Origin of the sequence: Kineococcus terrestris, assembly GCF_041020755.1 — a bacterium.
In the GTDB taxonomy this organism is placed as follows: Bacteria; Actinomycetota; Actinomycetes; order Actinomycetales; family Kineococcaceae; genus Kineococcus; species Kineococcus terrestris.
The window spans coordinates 116,377-133,112 of record NZ_JBEUEI010000005.1 but is presented as its reverse complement, the minus strand read 5'-3'; the positions used below and the strand labels follow the sequence as shown (position 1 = coordinate 133,112).

Annotated in this window: 15 protein-coding genes; 10 read left to right on the top strand and 5 right to left on the bottom strand. The window is 75.1% G+C overall.

Annotated features, from left to right (window positions below):
• Nucleotides 1-2: 2 nt before the first annotated feature.
• Complete coding sequence (locus AB8M62_RS05215) at nt 3-1,673, bottom strand: ABC transporter substrate-binding protein (protein ID WP_369068855.1); 1,671 nt, start codon at nt 1,671-1,673, stop codon at nt 3-5.
• Between the two features lie 108 nt (nt 1,674-1,781).
• On the opposite strand from AB8M62_RS05215, the gene AB8M62_RS05210 reads away from it, so the two are divergent.
• The 5 genes from AB8M62_RS05210 (at nt 1,782) to AB8M62_RS05190 (ending at nt 5,797) form a co-directional block, all read left to right on the top strand.
• Nucleotides 1,782-2,534: a YoaK family protein gene (locus AB8M62_RS05210; protein ID WP_373694852.1), complete on the top strand. Its 753-nt coding sequence runs from the start codon at nt 1,782-1,784 to the stop codon at nt 2,532-2,534.
• Between the two features lie 145 nt (nt 2,535-2,679).
• Nucleotides 2,680-4,311 (top strand): phosphoglucomutase (alpha-D-glucose-1,6-bisphosphate-dependent), encoded by a 1,632-nt coding sequence (gene pgm / locus AB8M62_RS05205; protein WP_369068854.1) that lies wholly within the window; start codon nt 2,680-2,682, stop codon nt 4,309-4,311.
• 13 nt (nt 4,312-4,324) lie between these two features.
• A complete protein-coding gene (locus tag AB8M62_RS05200) occupies nt 4,325-4,687 on the top strand; it encodes an RNA-binding S4 domain-containing protein (RefSeq protein ID WP_369068853.1) in 363 nt (120 codons plus the stop codon).
• Between the two features lie 121 nt (nt 4,688-4,808).
• The gene (locus AB8M62_RS05195) at nt 4,809-5,393 is read left to right on the top strand and encodes a nucleotidyltransferase domain-containing protein (protein WP_369068851.1); all 585 of its coding nucleotides are present in this window, start codon (nt 4,809-4,811) and stop codon (nt 5,391-5,393) included.
• Nucleotides 5,390-5,797, top strand: coding sequence for a hypothetical protein (locus AB8M62_RS05190; RefSeq protein WP_369068850.1), 408 nt, complete (start codon nt 5,390-5,392; stop codon nt 5,795-5,797). The genes AB8M62_RS05195 and AB8M62_RS05190 overlap by 4 nt, the downstream gene beginning before the upstream one ends.
• A gap of 97 nt (nt 5,798-5,894) precedes the next feature.
• Here the strand turns inward: AB8M62_RS05190 and AB8M62_RS05185 are convergent, their stop codons facing one another.
• A complete protein-coding gene (locus AB8M62_RS05185; protein ID WP_369068849.1) occupies nt 5,895-7,694 on the bottom strand; it encodes a bifunctional metallophosphatase/5'-nucleotidase in 1,800 nt (599 codons plus the stop codon).
• Nucleotides 7,695-7,901: 207 nt separating this feature from the next.
• Between AB8M62_RS05185 and AB8M62_RS05180 the strand changes: the two genes are divergently transcribed.
• Nucleotides 7,902-10,505, top strand: coding sequence for an ExeM/NucH family extracellular endonuclease (locus tag AB8M62_RS05180; protein ID WP_369068847.1), 2,604 nt, complete (start codon nt 7,902-7,904; stop codon nt 10,503-10,505).
• 460 nt (nt 10,506-10,965) lie between these two features.
• Nucleotides 10,966-11,928: a cold-shock protein gene (locus AB8M62_RS05175; RefSeq protein WP_369054333.1), complete on the top strand. Its 963-nt coding sequence runs from the start codon at nt 10,966-10,968 to the stop codon at nt 11,926-11,928.
• A 187-nt stretch (nt 11,929-12,115) separates the two neighbouring features.
• Here the strand turns inward: AB8M62_RS05175 and AB8M62_RS05170 are convergent, their stop codons facing one another.
• On the bottom strand, nt 12,116-12,964 hold the full coding sequence (locus tag AB8M62_RS05170) for a helix-turn-helix transcriptional regulator (RefSeq protein ID WP_369068846.1): 849 nt from the start codon (nt 12,962-12,964) through the stop codon (nt 12,116-12,118).
• Between the two features lie 102 nt (nt 12,965-13,066).
• Here AB8M62_RS05170 and AB8M62_RS05165 point away from each other — a divergent pair, with 102 nt between their 5' ends.
• Nucleotides 13,067-13,843, top strand: a complete 777-nt coding sequence (locus AB8M62_RS05165; RefSeq protein ID WP_369068845.1) for an SDR family NAD(P)-dependent oxidoreductase — start codon at nt 13,067-13,069, stop codon at nt 13,841-13,843.
• 69 nt (nt 13,844-13,912) lie between these two features.
• Here AB8M62_RS05165 and AB8M62_RS05160 read toward each other — a convergent pair whose 3' ends face one another.
• Nucleotides 13,913-14,581 carry a class I SAM-dependent DNA methyltransferase gene (locus tag AB8M62_RS05160; RefSeq protein ID WP_369068844.1) on the bottom strand — a complete coding sequence of 223 codons (669 nt, stop codon included), beginning with the start codon at nt 14,579-14,581 and terminating at the stop codon, nt 13,913-13,915.
• A 63-nt stretch (nt 14,582-14,644) separates the two neighbouring features.
• On the opposite strand from AB8M62_RS05160, the gene AB8M62_RS05155 reads away from it, so the two are divergent.
• Nucleotides 14,645-15,190, top strand: coding sequence for an alpha/beta hydrolase (locus AB8M62_RS05155; protein WP_369068843.1), 546 nt, complete (start codon nt 14,645-14,647; stop codon nt 15,188-15,190).
• Between the two features lie 35 nt (nt 15,191-15,225).
• On the opposite strand, the gene AB8M62_RS05150 is transcribed toward AB8M62_RS05155, so the two are convergent.
• Nucleotides 15,226-15,657 carry a winged helix-turn-helix transcriptional regulator gene (locus AB8M62_RS05150; protein WP_369068842.1) on the bottom strand — a complete coding sequence of 144 codons (432 nt, stop codon included), beginning with the start codon at nt 15,655-15,657 and terminating at the stop codon, nt 15,226-15,228.
• A 134-nt stretch (nt 15,658-15,791) separates the two neighbouring features.
• Here AB8M62_RS05150 and AB8M62_RS05145 point away from each other — a divergent pair, with 134 nt between their 5' ends.
• A complete protein-coding gene (locus AB8M62_RS05145) occupies nt 15,792-16,661 on the top strand; it encodes an oxidoreductase (RefSeq protein ID WP_369068841.1) in 870 nt (289 codons plus the stop codon).
• Nucleotides 16,662-16,736 lie beyond the last annotated feature (75 nt).

The following is a 16,736-nucleotide window of genomic DNA, read 5'->3' as shown; positions in this document are numbered from 1 at the left end:
GCTCACTCACCCCCGTCCGCGAGGAACGCGGCGCGGCCCAGGCGCACGACCCCGTCCGCGTACGTCTCGATCCCGGCGACGTCCTCGGTGTACCCGGTGAGGCTGCGCACCCGGTACAGGTAGACGAGCGGGTCCTCGGCCTGCACGACCTCCACGAGCCGGCCGTACAGCTGCGCGCGCACCGCGGGGTCGGTCTCCTGCGCGGCCCGGGTCACGAGGTCGTCGGCCTCGGGGTTCGACCAGCCGGCGTAGTTGTTGCTGCCGCCGGTGGACAGGAAGCTCGCGGAGTTCCCGTGCGGGTCGACGCGGCCGGACCAGCCGAGCTGGACGGCCTCGAAGTCGCCGCGGGTCTGCACGTCGAGCAGCGTGGAGTACTCCACCGGCCGCACGACGACGTCGAAACCGCCGTCGCGGACGCTGGCCTGCAGCGCCTGCAGCAGCCGCAGCGAGTCGGCCGTGTTCGAGACCTGCACCTCGATCCGGTAGGGCACCTCGACCCCCGCCTCGGCGAGCAGCTCGCGGGCGCGGGCGGGGTCGTGCGGCGGGCACGCGGAACTGGCCTCCGTGGCGTACGCGCTGTCGGGCGACAGGAACGAGCACGCGGGTTCGTACCAGTCGTTGAACACCGAGTCCACGAGCGCCTCGCGGTCCACCGCGAGGGAGAACGCCTCCCGCACGCGCGGGTCGGTGGCCAGCGGGGTGTCGACGCGCCCGGGCGGCTGCCCGGCGCCGTCGGTGTTCCCCACGTTGAACGTCACGGCCTGGTAGCCGAAGGAACCGGTCTGCAGCAGGCCGATGCCGTCCTCCTGCACGAGGGCGTCGACGTCCTGCGGGGACAGGCTGTCGGCGACCTGCACGTCGCCGGAGCGCAGGTTCGCGGCGCGGATGTTCGCGTCCGTCATGATCCGGTAGGTGATGCTGTCGAGGTGGACCTCGTCGGCCGCGTAGTACAGCGGGTCGCGCTCGACGGTGATGGAGGTCTGCGGGACCCGTTCGGTGAACTTCATCGGCCCCACGCAGACGGGGGCGTCGCCGAAGTCCTCGCCGAGCTCGTCGAGGGCGGTGGGGGACATGACCATCCCGGCGCGGTCGGCGAGGGCGGCGGTGAGCGGGGAGAACGGCGTCTCGTAGGTGATGACGACGGTGGAGTCGTCGGGCGCGCTGACGTCGGTGACGGGACCCAGTTCGGTGCGCCGGGAAGAACCCTCCAGCGCGAGGTGCCGCTCGAGGGTGGTGACGACGGCGCCGGCGTCGAACGGCGTGCCGTCGGCGAACACCGGGTCGGTGCGCACGGGGATCGTGACGGTGAGGCCGTCGTCGGAGACCCGCGGCAGTTCCGCGGCGAGCATCGGCACGAGGTCGCCCTCGGCGTCGATGTCGTAGAGCTTCTCGCAGACGGTCTGCATGACGTACCGGGTGTAGAGCGAGGAGGAGGTCGTCGGGTCCAGGCGGTCGGGTTCGGCCGACAGGGCCATGACGAGGTCCCCGCCCTCGGCGACGGCGCGGTCGCCGATCGCGACGCCGGTGACGTCGGTGCGGTCGGGGCTGGGCCGCGCGGTCTGGACGGGGACGCAACCGGCGAGCAGGAGGGCGGCGGCCGCGCCCGCGAGGGGGGCCAGGAGGGTGCGGGGCGCGGCGGTCGGGCGGTGCGGCGGTGCGGCGCGAGCGGTCATCACGAGCCTCCAGGGAGGGCGGTCGGACGAGCGGAACGTATACAATCACGGGAACCGTACGCTGGGAATGTTTCCCTCGTGTTTCTTTCCCCGACCGGGAGGACCCGCGTGCCCGACGCCCCCGACGAACCGGCCGCCGCGGCGGGCGCGACCCCCGTGCGCCCGCGCCGGCGCGCCGCCCCCCGCCACCTGGCGCTGATGCTCGTGCTGACCTTCTCCACCGGGATCGTCGACGCCGTCGGCTACCTGGGCCTGGACCGCGTCTTCACCGCGAACATGACGGGCAACGTCGTGATCCTCGGGATGGCGCTGGTGGGAGCGGACGACCTGCCGGTGCTCGGCCCGGTGCTGGCGCTGGTGGGCTTCCTGCTGGGCGCGGCCCTGGCCGGGCGCGTGCTGCGCCGCGCGGCGGTGGGGTGGACGACGGCCTCCACGGTGCTGTTCCTGCTCATCGGCGCCGGCCTGGCCGGGCTGGCCGGCTGGACGGCGGCCCTGGGCGACGAGGTGCCGGTCGAGATCGGCACCACCCCGCCCGCCGGGCCGCTGGCCGTCACGGGCGTGCTGGGGCTGCTCATGGGCGCGCAGGCCGCGGTGGCCCGCCGGCTGGCCGTCAAGGACGTCACGACGGTCGTGGTGACCTCGACGCTGACGGGGCTGGCGGCCGATTCGCGGCTGGCCGGCGGCGACGGCGGCGGGTGGAAGCGCCGGCTGGGGGCCGTCGTCCTCATCGGGGCGGGGGCCGCGGCGGGCGCGGCGCTGCTGCTGTGGCACATCGCCGCGGGGCTGGGCGCGGCGGCGCTGCTGCTCGTGGTCGCCGCGGGGCTGGGGCACCGGATCGCCCACGTGCGCCGCGCGGCCTGAGGGCCCGCGGACGCTCGCGCAGGTCCCGCCGCGGCGCGCGCCGGACGGCCCCTGGCAGGCTGGCGCCCGCGGGTGGAGCATGGCCCGCACGCACGACGCAGAGCCGCGAGAGCAGCACCGAGAAGCACGGCCCGGGAGAGGACCCATGACGCACCCCCGCGCAGGACAGCACGCCGAGCCCGGCGACCTCATCGACGTCGCGCACGTCGTGACCGCCTACTACGCGACGGCGCCGGACCCCTCCGACGTCGGCCAGCGGGTCGCCTTCGGCACCTCCGGCCACCGCGGGTCCAGCCTGGACGGGGCGTTCAACGAGCACCACATCCTCGCCACGACGCAGGCGATCGTGGACCACCGCCGCGAGCAGGGCTACGACGGCCCGCTGTTCCTGGGCCGCGACACGCACGCCCTGTCCGAGCCGGCGTGGGTGTCGGCGCTGGAGGTCCTGGCCGCCAACGACGTGACGGTCCTCGTCGACGACCGCGACGGGTACACCCCCACCCCCGCGGTCTCGCACGCGATCCTCACCGCCAACCGCGGCGGCGGCACGGCCGACGGCATCGTCGTCACCCCCTCGCACAACCCGCCGCGCGACGGCGGGTTCAAGTACAACCCGCCGAACGGCGGCCCGGCCGACTCGGACGCCACGGGCTGGATCGCCGCCCGCGCCAACGAGTACCTGGAGAAGGGCCTGGAGGGCGTGCGGCGGGTGCCGTTCGCCAGGGCCCGCGCCGCCGCCGGCGGGTACGACTTCCTCGGCACCTACGTCGACGACCTGCCGTCGGTGCTCGACCTGGACGCGGTGAAGCGGGCGGGCGTGCGGATCGGCGCGGACCCGCTGGGCGGGGCGAGCGTCGCCTACTGGGGCGAGGTCGCCGAGCGGCACGGCCTGGACCTCACGGTCGTCAACCCGCTGGTGGACCCGACGTGGCGGTTCATGACGCTGGACCACGACGGCAAGATCCGGATGGACTGCTCCTCCCCCGCGGCGATGCACTCGCTCATCGACCGCCGCTCGGAGTTCCAGATCGCCACCGGCAACGACGCCGACGCCGACCGGCACGGCATCGTCACCCCGGACCACGGCCTGATGAACCCGAACCACTACCTCGCGGTGGCGATCCAGTACCTGTTCTCCCACCGCGACGGGTGGCCGCAGGACGCGGCGATCGGCAAGACCCTGGTGTCCAGCTCGATGATCGACCGGGTCGCGCAGTCCCTGGGCCGCCGGCTGCTGGAGGTCCCCGTCGGGTTCAAGCACTTCGTGCCGGGCCTGCTCGACGCCTCCGTCGGGTTCGGCGGCGAGGAGAGCGCGGGCGCCTCGTTCCTGCGCCGCGACGGGTCGGTGTGGAGCACCGACAAGGACGGCGTCGTCCTCGCGCTGCTGGCCTCGGAGGTCCTCGCGGTGACCGGCCGCACGCCCAGCGAGCACTACGGCGACCTGGTGGAGCGGTTCGGCCGTCCGCAGTACGTGCGCAGCGACGCCCCCGCCACGCGCGAGCAGAAGGCGGTGCTGTCGAAGCTGTCGCCGGAGCAGGTGAGCGCCGAGACCCTCGCGGGCGAGCCCATCACCGCCAAGCTCACCGAGGCGCCCGGCAACGGCGCGGCGATCGGCGGCCTGAAGGTCGTCACGGAGAACGCCTGGTTCGCCGCCCGCCCCTCCGGCACGGAGGACGTCTACAAGATCTACGCCGAGTCGTTCGCGGGGGCCGACCACCTGCGCCGCGTGCAGCACGAGGCGCAGGAGCTCGTGGACGGCGTCCTGTCGGGGTCGTGAGGACGGCGCCGCGGTGACGAGGATCGACCAGTGGACGTGGGCGGTGCGCCTGTACAAGACGCGCTCGCTCGCGGCCGCGGCCGTCAAGGCGGGGCACGTGCGCGTCAACGGCGAGCGCGCCAAACCGGCCACGAAGGTGTCCGTCGGTGACGAGGTGCGGGTGCGGGCGGAGGGGTACGAGAAGGTCTTCGAGGTCGTGCAGCCGCTGTCCAAGCGGGTGGGCGCCCCGATCGCGCAGCAGGCCTACGTGGACAACTCGCCCCCTCCCCCGCCGAAGGACGAGTTCTTCGGCGCGTTCGGCTCCCGCGACCGCGGCGCCGGGCGGCCCACCAAGCGCGACCGGCGCGAGATGGAGCGCCTGCGCGGGCAGGGGTGAGGACGGGCGTCACGGCAGCCGCCGTGTACGGTGAGCGCTATCGCTATAGCGATAGAGGTATCGGTATGACGATAGGAGCACTGTGGACGGCGCCAACCCGCTCCGCACGATCGCTCCCACCGTGGACGCTGACGTCCTGGCGGTGGTGACCCGCTCCCACCGCCCCCTCAGCGGGGCGACGGTCGCCCGCCTCAGCGGCCGCTCCTACGCCCGCACCCGCTCGTGCCTGCACCGCCTGGTCGACCACGGGCTGCTGCTGGCCGAGGACACCGGCTCCGCGGTGCTCTACCGCCTCAACCGCGAGCACGTCCTCGCCGGCCCGGTGCAGGACGCGGTCACCGCGACCGACAGCGTCGAAGGACGTCTCACCGACCTCCTCGGCCAGTGGTCCCCCGCCCCCCGGGCGGTCGTCCTCTTCGGCTCCTGGGCCCGCGGTCACGCCGGTCCGGACAGCGACGTGGACCTGCTGGTCGTGCGCGACGACGACGTCGACCCGGACGGCCCCTGGGGGCATCAGGTGCACCGCACCGGTCGTGCGGTCGAGGCGCTGACGGGGAACCCGGTGCAGTTCGTGCAGCTCACCCGCGAGCAACTGGTGCAGGCGGTCCGCGACGAGGAACCGCTCGTCGCGAGCCTGCGCGCCGACGGCCGCGTCCTCGTCGGGCCACCCCTGCGGGACCTGCTGTGCGCAGGAGGCGACGCGTGAGCGGGCGGACCGTCCGCACCGGCGCGTGCACTGCGGCGGACGCGCGCACGCGGCGCCAGCAGGCGCAGCTGTACCTCGAGGCCGCCCTCCTCGTGCAGTCCGAGGACCTGGCGGAGGCCGCGACCGTGGCGACGGGGAACGCGGTGCTGGCCGCCATCGCCGCCGCGGACGCCATCTGCTGCGCCGCAGCGGGCGTCCGCTCGCGCGGGCAGGACCACCGCCAGGCCATCGGACTGCTGCAGGAGGTGACGGGGGACGCGGCTCTCGCCCGTGCGCTGCGCGACGTCCTCGACCTGAAGGACGCCGGGCACTACGGGCTCAGCAACGTCTCCCGCACGAACTGCACCACTGCACTGCGGCGCGCGCAGACGCTCGTGGAGGCTGCCGCCGCTCGGGTCCGCTGACCGGTCCGGGTGAGGAAGGAGCCGCGCACCAGGAGTGGAGCAGAACCGTCGCTGAGGGGCTGCGCGCCGACGGTCCTGCTCCACTCCCGCGCAGCGGTCAGGAGACGGGCGTGATGCGGCCTTCCCCGCCCACCGGGTAGTCGGCGGCGGTGACCCGGCCGCCGAGCTCACCGGTGAGGTAGGTCGCCAGCGCCTGCTGGTAGGTCACCGGCAGCACGCTGAAGGCGACGCCGTCGAAGGGGTAGCCGTCGCCGCCGCGCAGCAGGAAGTCGATCGTCGCCACGGACAGGGTCTCCGGGGCCGTGGTGGCGATCTGCCCACCGCTCACCAGGACGGTGCCGTCGTCGAGGACGAGGTCCACGACGCGCGAGCCGGCCGGGCGGGCCGGGTCGTAGCTGACGCGGTAGCCGGCGGCCTGCGCGAACGACCCGGCCGGCTGCAGCACGCCGCCGCTCACCTGGCCGGACAGGCCGTGCTCGACGCCCGCGACGAACGTGCTGACCGGCATGGCCGGGGCGACGCCGACGAAGTTGGCGAACGGCAGCACCGTGTAGGTGTCGAGGGCCGTCAGGTTCCCGGCGGGCAGGACGGAGGCGTTGCGGATGCCGCCGCCGTTCTGCAGGGCGACCACGGGCGCGGTCACCCCGGCCGCGGCGGCCTCGCGGCGCGCGGCCGCCAGCACCGCGTCGGTGGCGAGGTTCCCGAGGTTCGTCTCACGGCTGCGCACGGAGTCGCGGACGCCGTCCAGCGGCACCTCCGAGGTCGCCACGACGCGCCGGCCGAGGTCCGCGACGTACTGCTGCACCGGCTGCACGACCTGCCGGTTCACCTGCGCGTCGGGCGCGACGGCGTCGGGGCCCTGGGCGACGACGGGGATCGGCCGCGAGGCCGCCTCGTCGACGGACAGGACGTCGCCGCGGGCGTCGAAGTTCACGACGAGCCGGCCGACGTAGGTGTACAGGGCGTTCGTCGTCACGACCGGCACGGTCCGCCCGTCGGCGTCCTTCGGGGTCAGCGGGTACGGCCCGTACGGGGTGACGCCGTTGGCGACGCGCGGGTCGGCGGGATCGGCGAGCAGCTCGTGCCCGCCGCCGCCGACGATGACGTCGACGCCGCGCAGCTGCCCGGCGAGGGCCACCTCGTTGTCGATGTCCTGCAGGTGCGAGACGAGCACGACCTTGTCCACGCCGGCGGCCGCGTAGGAGGCGGCCTGCGCGTTGGCGATCCGCGCCAGGTCCGGGTCGACGGTGACGCCGCGCGAGCTGCTGAGGCGGGGCAGGTCGGGGGTGGTCAGGCCGATGACGCCGACCCGCTCGCCCTTGATCTGCTCGACGTGCGTCTGCACGATCGTGCCGTCGCGGACCTCGGCGAGCAGCCGGGGCTCGGCGTCGAAGCCGAGGTTGCCGGCGACGAACGTCGTGCCGGAGGACACGTCGCCCAGCCAGCGGGCGAGGAAGTCGGGGTTCTGGTCGAAGTCGTGGTTGCCGAGGATCGAGACGTCGAACCCGGCGGCGCTGAACGCCGTCGCGTCGTAGACCGGCCGCGAGGGGTCGTCGCTGGCGGCGAGCTGCGGGCCGGGCAGGAAGTTGTCACCGGCGGAGATCGTCAGGACGCCGCGCTTGCCGGCCTGGCCGGGGCCGGGGGCACCGGTGACGGCCGCGCGCTGCTCGCGCTCGAGGAGCGCCACGAAGCGGTCCACGCCGCCGTAGGTGCTGCCGTCGGTACCCGTCACGGGCAACAGGGACGACTCGAGGTCGTTGGCGTGCAGGATCGTCAGGGTGAAGTCGGCCTTCGGCGCCTTCGGGCCGGGAGCGGCGACGGCGGTCGCCGGGGCGGCGGCGAGGGTGGCGGCCAGGACGAGGGCGAGCGCGCCGCGGCGCGCGGGTGCGGGGTGCATGTCTCTCCGGGGGACGGCGGTGCTGTCGGGCGGATCCTCGCACCCGCCGGGGAGTTCCGGGGACGGTTCGCGGATCGAGTGACCGCGCTCTCACCCCGGCACCGGGACGTCACCAGGAATTAACCTCGGGGCGCTCCCGGGGGCGCGGAGCACTCCCCGCGCCGGGTTACCGTCTGTGAACCCCCGTGTCCTCCCGGAAGGATCCCCGTGCCCAGTCGTCCCCGTGCGACGCGCCTGACCGGCGGCTGCGTCGCCCTCGGCGTCGCCGGTACCGCGTTCACCGCGCTCGGCCTGCCCGTCGCCTCCGCGGCCGCGCCGACCGCCCCCTTCGTCTCCGAGGTCCACTACGACAACGCCGGTGCCGACGTCGACGAGTTCGTCGAGGTCGAGCTCCCCGCCGGCAGCAGCTCGGCCGGGTTGTCGGTCGTCCTCTACAACGGCAGCGGCGGCGCGCCCTACGCGACCCTGCCCCTGCCGGAGGCCACCGCGGGCGCTGCCGCGCAGGTCGTCACCGTCGACGGTCCCGCCGCGGGCATCCAGAACGGCTCCCCCGACGGCATCGCCCTGGTGCGCGGCGCGGAGGTGCTGGAGTTCCTGTCCTACGAGGGCGTGTTCACCGCCACGAACGGCCCGGCCGCCGGGACCACGAGCACCGACATCGGCGTCTCCGAGGCGGGCACCGAGCCCGCCGGGCAGTCGCTGCAGCGCACCCACGACGCCGCCGCCGACGCGCTGGTGTGGTCCGGTCCCGCTCCCGCCAGCCGCGGGTCCGTGAACTCCGCCGCCCCCGTCGAGCCCGACCCGCAGCCGCCGGCGCCGACGGACCCCGTCGAGATCGGCGCGGTGCAGGGCACCGGGGCGACCAGCCCGCTGGCCGGGCAGCGGGTCACCGTGACCGGCGTCGTCGTCGGCGACACGCCGGGCCTGTCCGGGTTCTACCTGCAGGACCCCGACGGCGACGGCGACCCCGCCACCTCCGACGGCGTCTTCGTCTTCAGCCCCGCGGCCGTCGACCTCGGCGACACCGTCACCGTCACCGGCCAGGCGCAGGAGTTCGGCGGCCAGACGCAGATCGCCGCGCCCACCGGTGTCACGGTCGTCGCCGACGGCACCGCGGCGGACCTGCCCGCGCCCGCGGTGCTGGACCTGCCGGCCGACGACGCCGCCCGCGAGCGCCTGGAGGGGATGCTCGTCCGCCCCGGGGACCGCCTGAGCGTCAGCGAGGTCTTCGACCTGACGAGCTTCGGGGAACTGACGCTGTCCGCCGGCGGCGTGCTCGTGCAGCCCACCGAGCTGGCCCGTCCCGGCGCCGGTGCGCAGGCGATCGCCGCGGAGAACGCGCTGCGCAGCGTCGTGCTGGACGACGCCGTCAGCTCCCGCACCTCCGTCACGAACCGCCCGTACCTGAGCCAGGCCACCCCGGTGCGGGTCGGCGACGAGCTGACGTTCACCGAGCCGCTGGTGCTCGGCTACGGGTTCGACGCATGGCGCCTGCAGCCGGCCGACGGCACCGCCGCCGGCGTGTTCGCGGCGCAGAACACCCGACCGCGGGCTCCCGAGGCCGTGGGCGGTGACGTGCGGGTCGGCGCCTTCAACGTGCTGAACTACTTCCTCACCTTCGGCGGCACCGGGCGCGGTGCGCCGAACCAGGCCGAGCTCGACGAGCAGGCCGGCAAGATCGTCCCGGCGATCCGCGCGCTGGGCGCGGACGTCGTGACCCTCATGGAGATCGAGGACACCGACTCCAGCGGCCTGACGCCGGGGAACGCCGACACCGCGCTGGCGGACCTGGTGCGCCGGCTGAACGCCGCCGCCGGGTCCGAGCAGTGGGCGTACTCGCCCTTGCCGCGGGAGCTGTACGGCGTCCCGCGCGACGTCATCCGCAACGCCGTCATCTACCGGCGCGACGTCGTGCAGCCGGTCGGCGCACCCGTCGGCCTCGTCGACGAGAGCGTCTGGTCGAACGCCCGCGAGCCGATCGCGCAGACGTTCGTCAAGGACGGCGACACGTTCACCGTCGTGGCGAACCACTTCAAGTCCAAGGGCGGCACCGGTACGGGCGACAACGCCGACGAGGGCCAGGGTCCCTTCAACGGCGACCGCGTCCGGCAGGCCGAGTCGCTGGCCGGTTTCCTCACCGGCCTGCGCGAGAGCACCGGTGACCCGGACGTGGTGGCGCTGGGCGACTTCAACGCCTACACGCAGGAGGACCCGATCGAGGTCCTGCGCACCCGCGCCGGGCTGACCGACCTGGGCGCCCGGTTCGACGAGGGCCGCTACAGCTACGTCTTCGACGCGCTGTCCGGTTCGCTGGACCACGCCCTGGCCAGCGCCGAGCTGACCGCGAAGGTGACCGACGCCACCCACTGGAACATCAACTCGGTGGAGTCCTTCGCCTACCAGTACGCCGGTGACCCGGCCCTGTACGCGGCGGACCCGTACCGCTCCAGCGACCACGACCCCGTCGTGTTCGGCATCGACCTCGACGAGCGCTGCCAGGGCCTGGTGCCCACGATCCGCGGCACCGCCGGCGACGACGTGCTCCGGGGCACCAACGGCCGTGACGTGATCATGGGCCTGGGCGGGAACGACACCATCACCGGCGGCAACGGCGACGATGTCGTCTGCGGCGGCGCCGGGAACGACACGGTCTCCGGCGGCAACGGGAACGACGTCCTGCTGGGCGGGTTCGGCGACGACCGCCTGGCCGGCGAGAACGGCGACGACGCGCTGGTCGGCGGCCCGGGCACCGACGTCCTGGACCAGGGCCGCGGCAGCGGCCGCGAGGAGCAGGACGGCGCGGAGTCCTGACCGAGGACTCCTGAGCCAGCAGCACCGACCGGCGAGCGCCCGGGACCCCGCGGGGTCCCGGGCGCTCGTGCGTGGTCACCGGTGACCCCCGGCGCCGCGGTGGTCCCCAGGACGTCGGGGACCTGGCGCACGTGCGGGCCCTGCGGGACGGGCGCCCGACGGACGGCTCCAGCGCGCTGCGGCGGGAGCCGTGACGGGGCACGGGGCGGTCGATCGGCCGACGTGAGCCCGTGCGGTCGGGCGGGGCGGCCGACGGGCTCGAGCACGAGCACGTCCTCGTCACCGGGAGATCACGGGACTGTCGGTGCCGGTCGGGGAGTCGCAGGTCTTCCGGAGCGTCGCTCGACGGCCAGCACGTCCCGGCTCACGACGATCACTGTGCCCGTGACGGGTGGTCCCGGGCCCCGAGGCCGTCAGCGAGACTGAGAGCACTGTCCGCTCTTCCGACCTGGAGCTCCCCATGCCGCACGCGACCGTCCGCTGGTTCGACGCTGAACGGGGGTTCGGCTTCCTCGCGCCCGAGGACGGCTCACCGGACGTGTTCGTGCACGCCTCCTCGATCGTCGAGGACGGAGGGTCGAAGGTGCTCCGCGAGGGTCAGACCGTCGAGTTCGAGGCCGGCGAGAACGACCGCGGTCCCCAGGCGCTGCGCGTCCGCGTCACCTCCGAGACGACCGCCGGCGGCGCCGTGGGCCTGCTCGGCACGGTCAACTGGTACGAGCCGACCAAGGGGTACGGGTTCGCCTCGCCGGACGGCGGAGGCCCCGACATCTTCGTGCACAGCTCCGCCATCGTCACGGGCGGCGTGGTCACCGAGGGGCAGCGGGTGGCGTTCGTCGTCGTCGAGGGCGAGCGCGGCCCGCAGGCGGCGCACGTGGTCCCGCTGGGGCCGGGGGTCGGTCTGCCCGTCGGGGCCGGCGGTGCCGACGGGGCGGACGGCACCGTCTCCTGGTACGACGAGGACAAGGGCTTCGGCTTCATCGCCCCCGACTCCGGCGCCGGGGACGTCTTCGTCCACGCCCGGTCCCTGGCCGAGGGGCTCACCTGGTTGACCGAGGGCGACCGCGTGGCGTACGCGGTGGTCAGCGGCGACAAGGGCCCGCAGGCCCGCGACGTGCAGCTCGTCCGAGGGACCGAGCCCGCACCGCCACCGCGACAGCCGGCACCGGCCGGGCCGGCACGCACCGGGAGGAGGGAGCCGGGGTCACGGGGCGTGCCTGCACGCGCCGGTGAGGGCGTCGTCGCACGTTACGACGACGACCGCGGATTCGGGTTCATCACCCCGGACGCCGGAGGGGACGACCTGTTCGTCCACGTGTCCGTGGTCGCGGGGTCGGAACCGCTGCAGCAGGGCGACCGGGTCCGGTACGCAGTGCGTCAGAGCGACCGGGGCCCGCAAGCCGATCGCGTGGAGCGCCTCTAGGAAGAGTCCGGTGGACCTCTGCTGCAGCCGGAGCAGAGGTGAGGCCGGCGGCAGTCCGGCGCGGTGGTGACGGGCGTGCTCGCCGCGGTGGCCGCGCTGCCGACCACGGCGCTGCTGCCGACGGCCGCGATGTCACCGGCCGCGGCGCGGGGTGACGAGGGCCCGCGGCCCCACCGCGGGCGGGGCCTCAGCCCGCGCGCTCGGGCGCGGCGGCCCAGCCGGCCAGCAGCGGCAGCACCCGCGCCGTGGGCGAGTCGGGTTCGACGGTGTAGACGACCAGGTGCTGCTCGGGGTCGAGCGGGCTGATCACGGTCTCAATGCCGAAGACGAGCGGCCCGGCGACGGGGTGGGCGACGTGCTTGGTCAGCGAGGTCCGGAAGGCGACGCGCTGGTCGTCCCACCAGCGGGCGAGGTCGGGGTCGGCGCGGCGCAGCTCGGCCACGAGGGCGGCCAGGCGCCGGTCGTCGGGGTGGCGGCCCACCTCGTAGCGCAGCGCCCCGACCGCGGCGGGGGCGAACTGGGCCCAGTTCGCCAGCCGCACCCGCGCGGCGGGGTCCAGGAACAGCCAGCGCGCGAGGTTGGAGCCCGGCTCCGCGGGGAACCCCAGCACCTCGACCAGCAGCGCGTTGCGCGCCAGGACCTCCGAGCGCCGGCCCAGCAGCAGCGCCGGGACGTGGGCCAGGGTGTCCAGCAGCCGCAGCATCCCCGGGTCGGGGCGCTGAGGGGCCTCGGGACCGGCCCATCGCCGTCGCGACGAGGGGGCGGCCAGGTCGCGCAGGTGGGCCCGTTCGACGTCGTCCAGCTGCAGCGCGCGGCTGAGCGCCTCGACGACCTCGTCGGTGACGGTGTGCTGGCGGCCCTGCTCCAGGCGGCTGTAGTGGTCCGGGCTGAGCCCGGCCAGCACGGCCAGCTCCTCCTTGCGCAGGCCCGGCACCCGGCGCGGGCCGGGGAAGGGCGCGATACCGGCCTGCGCGGGAGTCAGGCGGTCGCGCCGCGAGCGCAGGAAGGCCCCCAGGGCGGTGCGGTCGGCGGGCACCGGGCCAGCGTAGGAGCGGGCCGCGGACCGGAGCCAGGTCACGCGGTGACCCGGCTGGGCAGGCCCTGGCCGGCGGGGGCGGCGGCGGTTCCACTGGTCGCCATGACCACCACCGAGAGCACCACCGGACGGCCCACCGTCCTCGTCACCGGTTCCACCAGCGGGATCGGCGCCGCCACCGCCCGCGTCCTCGCCGCCGGAGGCTGGCACGTCGTCGTCACCGGCCGCGACGAGCGGCGCGGGAAGGGCGTCGTCGAGGAGGTGGAGGCCGCCGGTGGGCGCGCCGCCTTCGTGCCCTCCGACCTCACCGCGCCGCCGGAGGAGCTGCGGGAGTTCGCCCGCACCGCCGTCGAGGCCGCCGGGGGGCGCCTGGACGCCATCGTGCACAACGCCGCCGTGTGCCCCGCCGTCGACACCCCGAACCTCAGCGACGCGGACCTGGAGACGGCGCTCGCGGTGAACGTGCGCGCCCCGCACGTCCTGACCGCCGCCCTCGTCCCGGCGATGGCCGAGCGGGGCCGCGGCGCGGTCGTCGTCGTCGGCTCCTGGATGGCGCACGTCGGGCACCCGTTCGTCGGGCTGTACGCGGCGACCAAGGCCGCGGAGATCCAGCTCGGCCGCAGCTGGGCCGCGGAGTTCGGCCCGTGCGGGGTGCGGGTGAACACCGTCTCCCCCGGCGCGACGCGGACACCGATCAACGACTCGGAGGCGGACGCCGCCGTCGTCGAGGCGATGACCGCCGCCACGGCCGGTGGGCGCCCGGGCCGGCCCGAGGAGGTCGCCGCCGCGGTGGCGTGGCTGCTGTCGGAGGAGTCCGCGTACGTGCACGGCGCGGAGATCGCCGTGGACGGGGGGATCGTCACCACCCGCACGGCCTGAACCCCGCCGACTGGAGCGGAACCGTCGTCGGAACGCGTGTCGACGACGGTTCCGCTCCACATCCGACGCTCACACCGCCTGGGCCAGCACTACCGCCTGGTCGTCCTGCTCGGCACCGCGCGGCCGGCGAACCAGCCGGCACTCCTCCCGCAGGCCGACGTCCCGCAACCCCGCGGCGACCTCGTCCGCCGTCACGAGGTACCGCTCCAGGCGGACGTCGTGCCCGAACCGGCGGTAGGCGGCGGAGACGTCGCGGACCCCCTCGCCGGACTGGAACGCGACGACCACGTGCCCGCCGGGGCGCAGCACGCGAGCGACCTCCGCGAAGACGCGCGGGTGGTCCTCGGGACGGGTGTGGATGACCGAGTACCAGAGCACGACACCCGCGAAGCTGTCGGCGGGGTGCGGCAGGTCCGTCAGCGTGCCCACGGTGAAGCGGTGACCGGGGTGGTGGCGGCGCGCCTCGGCGACCATGCCCGGCGACAGGTCCACCCCCTCGACGGCGCACCCGCGCTCGGCGAGGTAGCGCGTGATGCGGCCGGTGCCGCACCCGGCGTCGAGCACGGGCCCCGCACCGGCCGCGACCCCCGCCGTCACCGCCTCGGCGAAGGCGTCGAGCACCGCCAGCTCCAGCGACGACTCGGCGCGCACGTCCGGCAGGTGGGTCGCGTAATCGCTGGCGACGGTGTCGTAGGCGTGCCGCACAGCGGCCAGGTCGGGGAGTTCGTCGGGCGCCACTCCCGCACGTTCCCACGGCGGAGGCGCTCGCCGTAGGGTCCACATCGCTGGGGAGGAGCAGCGGTGGAACAGGTCGACGTCGACGTCCACGAGGGCGGCGAGCGCACCGCCACCGTGCTGCCCGGACGCGGGTACACGTGCGACGGACCACTGCTGCGCGACGTGCGCCGACTGCTGCGCGAGCGCGGCTGGACCGTGCGGACGGTGCGCTGGACCACGCCGCCGACCCCGCGGGAACTCCTCGCTCTGGCCCCGGACCTGCTCGACGGGATGCGCGCGCGGCCGCACCTCGTCGTCGCGAAGTCGCTGAGCACGCGGCTCCTGCCGGCGGCGGTCGAGCGCGACCTGCCGGGGATCTGGCTCACGCCCCTGCTGCGCGAAGCCGACGTGGTGAGCGCAGCCACCCGGTCCTCAGCGCCCGCGCTGCTGGTCGGTGGTTCGGCCGACCCGTACTGGGACGGCGGTGCCGCCCGGCGGTCCGGCCGGCGCGTGCTGGAGGTGGCGGGTGCCGACCACTCGGTCGAGGTGCCCGGGGACGCCGCGGCGACCGCGCGGGCCCTGCAGGCCGTCGTGGCCGCGGCGGCGGGGTTCCTGGACGATCTGCCGTGACGACCGGGCCGTGGTGACAGCGCGGACCGGCGCCCTCAGGCGGACGCCGCGTCGTGGGCCTCGCGGTGCGCGGCGACGGCGTCCATGTTCTCCTGCGCCCACACCCGCAGGTGGCGGACCACCGCGTGCAGGGACAGCCCGAGGTCGGTGAGCTCGTAGGTGACGGTGACGGGCACGGTCGCCTCGACCGTGCGGGTCACCAGGCCGTCGCGCTCGAGGTTCCGCAGCGTCTGGGTGAGCATCTTCTGGCTCACCCCGGCGAGCAGCCGCGCCAGCTGCGAGTACCGCAGCGGCCGGGGGCCGGTGCCCTCCAGCGCCGCCGCGTCGCCGGCGAGGGCGCACAGGACGAGGGTGACCCACTTGTCCGCGACCCGGTCCAGCAGCTGCCGGCTCGGGCACACCGCCAGGAACGCGTCGTAGTCCGTCTTCGCCCGCGCCCTGCGCTGGGCCGCCGTCGTCGTCGCCACGTCCCGCTCCCCTCGTCCCGGTGCCTTGCGCACTCCCAGGTGCCTGCTTCCCGTCGGAGAGCAGCGGTGCCAGTGTCTCCCACGGCGCCCCTGGGGCGCCACAGACGCGAGAACCCACCAGGGAGGTCCCCACCGTGAACACCACCACCACGCTGCCCGGCGGCACCTGGCTCCTGGGCGACCGGGAGGTCACCCGCTCCGGCTACGGCGCCATGCAGCTGGCCGGGCCCGGGGTGATGGGCCCGCCGGCCGACCGCGACGGCGCGCTGGCGGTCCTGCGCGCCGCCGTCGAGGCGGGCGTCACCCACCTCGACACCAGCGGCGCCTACGGCCCGCACGTCGTCAACGCGCTCCTGCGCGAGGCCCTGCACCCCTACCCGCGGGACCTCGTCATCGCCACGAAGGTCGGCGCCGACCGCGACGCGCAGGGCGGCTGGCCCACGGCCCGGCGCCCGGAGGACCTGCGCCGGCAGGTCCGCGAGAACCTCGACGTCCTCGGCGTGGACGTCCTGGACCTCGTGCACCTGCGCGCCGGTGACGCCACCGGTCCACGGCCGGGGTCGATCGCCGAGGCGTTCGGCGTCCTGGCGGAGCTCCAGCGCGACGGCCTCGTCCGGCACCTGGGCGTCAGCAACGTCACCGCCGAGCAGGTCGCCGAGGCCCGCTCGACCGCCCCGGTCGTCGCCGTGCAGAACATGTACAACCTCGCCGTGCGCCACGACGACGACCTCCTCGACGCCCTGGCCCGCGACGGGATCGCGTACACGCCGTTCTTCCCCCTCGGCGGGTTCACGCCGCTGCAGTCCGCGGCCCTGTCGCGCGTGGCCGGCCGGCACGGCGTGCGGCCCGCCGCGGTGGCCCTGGCCTGGCTGCTGCGGCGCTCGCCCAACGTCCTGCTCATCCCGGGCACGTCGTCGGTCGCGCACCTGCGCGAGAACATCGCCGGCGCGGGCACGGAGCTGTCCGGCGAGGACGTCGCGGAGCTGGACGCGATCGGCCGCTGACGGTGTCCTGAGGCACCGTCTGGACCGGGGCCCTCCCGCGGGGCAGGCTGGTCGGCACCGCCCGGACGGTCCGGA